The organism is Yoonia sp. (genome assembly GCF_042093035.1).
In the GTDB taxonomy this organism is placed as follows: Bacteria; Pseudomonadota; Alphaproteobacteria; order Rhodobacterales; family Rhodobacteraceae; genus Yoonia.
On record NZ_JBELFI010000158.1, the window covers coordinates 1 to 4,456 of the forward strand.

6 protein-coding genes are annotated in these 4,456 nt (G+C 56.2%); 4 read left to right on the plus strand and 2 right to left on the minus strand.

Annotated features, from left to right (window positions below; genetic code table 11):
• A partial coding sequence (locus tag ACFDSS_RS13700; protein ID WP_375256283.1) for a transketolase C-terminal domain-containing protein occupies positions 1-703 on the plus strand: 703 nt, incomplete at its 5' end.
• Positions 704-757: 54 nt separating this feature from the next.
• Here ACFDSS_RS13700 and ACFDSS_RS13705 read toward each other — a convergent pair.
• Together ACFDSS_RS13705 and ACFDSS_RS13710 are read right to left on the minus strand one after the other, a co-directional pair.
• Positions 758-1,558, minus strand: a complete 801-nt coding sequence (locus ACFDSS_RS13705; RefSeq protein WP_375256284.1) for a phytanoyl-CoA dioxygenase family protein — start codon at positions 1,556-1,558, stop codon at positions 758-760.
• 35 nt (positions 1,559-1,593) lie between these two features.
• A complete protein-coding gene (locus ACFDSS_RS13710) occupies positions 1,594-1,920 on the minus strand; it encodes a BLUF domain-containing protein (RefSeq protein WP_375256285.1) in 327 nt (108 codons plus the stop codon).
• 188 nt (positions 1,921-2,108) lie between these two features.
• Between ACFDSS_RS13710 and gap (ACFDSS_RS13715) the strand changes: the two genes are divergently transcribed.
• The 3 genes from gap (ACFDSS_RS13715) (at position 2,109) to gap (ACFDSS_RS13725) (ending at position 4,408) form a co-directional block, all read left to right on the plus strand.
• Positions 2,109-3,110: a type I glyceraldehyde-3-phosphate dehydrogenase gene (gap, locus tag ACFDSS_RS13715; RefSeq protein ID WP_375256286.1), complete on the plus strand. Its 1,002-nt coding sequence runs from the start codon at positions 2,109-2,111 to the stop codon at positions 3,108-3,110.
• A gap of 81 nt (positions 3,111-3,191) precedes the next feature.
• The gene (locus tag ACFDSS_RS13720) at positions 3,192-3,335 is read left to right on the plus strand and encodes a hypothetical protein (RefSeq protein WP_375256287.1); all 144 of its coding nucleotides are present in this window, start codon (positions 3,192-3,194) and stop codon (positions 3,333-3,335) included.
• A gap of 71 nt (positions 3,336-3,406) precedes the next feature.
• On the plus strand, positions 3,407-4,408 hold the full coding sequence (gap, locus tag ACFDSS_RS13725; protein WP_375256288.1) for a type I glyceraldehyde-3-phosphate dehydrogenase: 1,002 nt from the start codon (positions 3,407-3,409) through the stop codon (positions 4,406-4,408).
• Positions 4,409-4,456: the final 48 nt, after the last annotated feature.

Genomic DNA, 4,456 nt, shown 5'->3' on the forward strand with positions numbered 1-4,456 from the left:
CTTTACGGACTACGCACGTGGTGCCATGCGCCTTTCCGCGCTGATGGGCATCCCCACAACCTACGTGATGACCCACGACAGCATCGGACTTGGCGAAGACGGCCCGACGCACCAGCCGGTTGAACATCTGGCCATGCTGCGCGCAACACCAAACACCAATGTCTTCCGCCCTGCCGACACCGTCGAAACCGCCGAGGCATGGGAGTTGGCGCTGACATCGCAAAAGACACCTTCTGTGCTGGCCTTAACCCGTCAAGGCCTGCCGACAGTCCGGACAGAGCACAAAGGCAAGAACCTGACTGCCCAAGGCGGCTACGTCTTGGCCGATGCGATTGCCAAGCGTCAGGCGATCTTGCTAGCCACAGGCTCTGAGGTATCCATTGCGTTGGCGGCGCGCGATCTGCTTGAAGCCGAAGGGATCGGTACACGCGTTGTCTCCATGCCATGCTGGGAATTGTTCGAAGAACAGGACGAAGCCTACCGCAAGCGCGTCCTGCCCGGCGGCCCCGTGCGCGTCGCAATTGAGGCGGGCATCCGCTTTGGCTGGGACCGTTGGTTGTTCGGGGAGCGCGGCAAGCGCGAGAAATCCGGCTTCATCGGGATGCACGGCTTTGGCGCCTCCGCCCCGGCCGAAGAGTTGTTCGCGCAGTTTGGTATTACGGCCAAGGATACGGCCGAAAAGGTCAAATCCCTGCTGAAGTAAGCGAAACAGGTTCGCCGCTAAACATCCGGCCGCGCTGCTTTGTCAGCGCGGCTATTATGTATCGCGGTGGTAAAGCACCGGAAACCAGTCTTCACGCAGCTTTTGGCCCGCAACCATGCCGTGACCCGGGAATGGCGGAGATGTCGGCCCCGGACGATCCACATAGCGCGCGTCATCGCCCAAAAGGCGTAGCGAAAAAGCGCGGCGGCGGCTGGCCGCTTCGTTGCCGCGTGCGCCATGCAATATACGGTAGTGAAAAGCGACCGCATCGCCTGGCTCCATCTGATATTCTACGATCTGCATATGCTCCGCATCAGGATCAGGCACGGGCATGAAATCTTGCTCACTTGGGTAGAAATCAGTCTCTGAGAGCCAGCGTGTCGGTAAGACTTCTTTGTCCCATTTATGCGAACCAGCCACGCAGCGCAGCGATGCTTGACGCACGGGATCAAGCGGCGACCAGAAACTTACGTTTTGCTGACCTTCAACGAAATAATAGGGACTGTCTTGGTGCCAAGGCGTGGGCTTTGACGTCCCCGGCTCTTTGACCAGAACATGGTCATGGAAAAGCTGGCAGCTTTGCGATTTCATCAGATCGGCCGCGACCTCTGCGGCGGGTGACTTTCGGACCGCAGCTTCAAACGGGGCAATGCGAGACCAGTTGCAATAGTCATCAAAGAAGCGTCCCGCTTCACCACTATGTAAGTTTTCGGCGGCAAAGGGTCCGGGCTCGGCCATATTGGTCGCAATGCCATCGCGCAATTCATCGACCCAGTCGGCAAACAAACCCTTTATCAAAACGACACCGTCCCGCTGATAGGCCACCACATGCTCAGACGATATCAAAGGATGCATATCCTAACTCCGAAGATTTCATTCACGTGTGCGGATCAGTTGCGCATCGCATCGACGATATGCTGAAAGTCGAGACTGTCGACACGCGTCATTGTCCAATCGGGAAATGCACGGGTTTCGACTTTCTTCACATCAACGATTTTGAAATCGTTGTGCCGCGGATCGCGGCTGATGCTTTCCAAAAGCCGGTCAAGCGTATCTTCGTCGCCCTCCAACACCTGACAAAACGCTTGCCCATTGAATCCCAGAGCGCCTGTCACGCCATGAAGAGCGTTTCGTTTTGCCGCCTCTGCAACGATCGCATCGACCTCTTTTTCGCCCAAACCAGCGCGTGCTGCGCTGAAGTACATCACACGTTTCATGTCTCATCTCCCTGGCGCGCCGAGGGGTGGTCCCTACACGCCATGCCTTCTAGCGCTCACATTAGCGCTAACACAGCGAATGTGAAATCTGTTATCGCTAACAACTTGAAATTTATGTGTTTTTTCTATGCATACCACTGTACGCCGCCTATACGGAGACAAAATGGATTCGGTTGAGGACAGGTCCCATGACAGTTACCGTCGGCATCAATGGTTTTGGCCGCATTGGACGTTGCACCTTGGCGCATATTACAGAGGCCGCGCGCAATGATGTGCAAGTCGTCAAGATCAACGCCACCGGACCGATTGAAACCAATGCGCATCTGCTGAAATACGACAGTGTGCACGGCCGTTTCGGCAGCCCCGTGAAAGTCAACGGCCACACACTTGATCTGGGGCGTGGCCCGATCGATGTGATGTCCACCTATGTTCCCGCAGAGCTGGATTGGGACGGTGTTGACGTTGTTCTGGAATGCACCGGTAAATTTAACGATGGCGAAAGATCTGCGATCCATCTGGAACGTGGCGCCAAGAAAGTGCTGATCTCTGCCCCCGCTAAGAATGTCGACCGCACGGTTGTCTATGGCGTCAACCACCGCGATCTGATCGCAGCGGAGCGTCTGGTGTCAAACGGGTCTTGCACCACCAACTGCCTTGCCCCGCTTGCCAAAGTACTCAACGATGCAATCGGGATTGAGCGCGGGATCATGACGACTATCCACAGCTACACAGGCGATCAGCCCACGCTCGACCGGCGCCACAATGATCTTTACCGCGCGCGCGCCGCTGCGATGGCGATGATCCCAACCTCAACGGGTGCCGCAAAAGCCTTGGGCGAAGTGCTGCCGGAACTCTCCGGCAAACTTGATGGCACCGCAATGCGCGTCCCCACACCAAATGTCAGCGCCGTTGACCTGACGTTTGAAGCGAGCAAGTCTGTCACTGTGGAAGAGGTGAACGCTGTCGTTGCTGAAGCCGCCGCCGGATACATGGGCATGGTCATGTCCTACGACGACGAGGCCAAAGTCAGCATTGATTTCAACCATACCACCGAAAGCAGCATCTTCGCGCCTGACCAAACCAAGGTTGTCGGCGGCAAGACAGTGCGCGTTCTAGCGTGGTATGACAATGAATGGGGCTTCTCCGCACGCATGGCGGATGTGGCCGCCACAATGGGGCGCTTGCAATAAAACCCCTTCCCCAGAGTTTCCCAAGGCCCGCCTTCGCGCGGGCTTTGCCATTTCCCAAGCATCCCGCTAGATCATAGCACCATGACAAATACCATCGCCCTCTGGCTTGCTTTCGTCATCGCCGCATTCCTTGCGTTCGATCATTTTCTATATGAATGGGCAAACATCGTTTTCCTGCTGCGCAAGCTATTTGATCTGATAGAATGGCTTGCGTTCTGGCGATAGGCACGATCAAAGGTTGACCTTTCCGCATAAATCGCAATGTTAGCGCCAACATTGACCCGAAGGAGATTACCATGGCCGTCAAAGTCGCTATTAACGGATTTGGCCGTATTGGCCGCAACGTGCTGCGCGCGATCATCGAGAGCGGGCGCACCGATATTGAAGTCATAGCCATCAATGATCTTGGCCCGGTGGAAACCAACGCACACCTGCTACGCTTTGACAGTGTCCACGGACGCTTCCCCGCCACTGTAACCACGACCGAAACAACTATCGACGTGGGCCGGGGCCCGATGGAGGTCACCGCGATCCGCAACCCCGCTGATCTGCCTTGGTCGGGCGTCGATGTGGTTCTGGAATGCACCGGTATCTTCACATCCAAAGAGGCATGCCAAGCGCACCTCGACAACGGTTCCAGCCGTGTTCTGATCTCTGCACCTGGTAAGGACGCCGATAAAACGATCGTTTACGGTGTGAACCACCAGACACTGACCAGCGATGATATCGTCGTTTCCAACGCATCCTGCACCACCAACTGTCTTTCTCCTGTGGCGAAAGTCCTGAACGATGCGATGGGCATCACCAAGGGCTTTATGACGACGATCCACAGCTACACTGGCGACCAGCCGACGTTGGATACGATGCATAAAGACCTCTATCGCGCGCGCGCAGCGGCTTTGTCGATGATCCCGACGTCAACCGGCGCAGCCAAAGCGGTTGGTTTGGTTCTGCCGGAATTGAACGGCAAACTCGACGGCGTCGCGATCCGCGTGCCGACGCCGAATGTCTCTGTGGTTGACCTAACCTTTGAAGCGACCAACGCTACAACCGTGGAACAGGTGAACGCCGCCATCATCGCTGCGGCTGAGGGTCCGTTGAAGGGCGTGCTGGCCTACACCGACCTGCCGATGGTGAGCTCTGACTTCAACCACGACCCGCATTCCTCGATTTTCCACCTCGACCAAACCAAAGTGCTCGATGGCAATATGGTGCGGATTCTGACGTGGTACGACAATGAATGGGGCTTCTCCAACCGGATGGCTGATACGGCTGTTGCGATGGGTAAATTTATCTAAGGTATCAACGCCCTAGACGACAATTTGATTATCATGCGCGAAGAAATC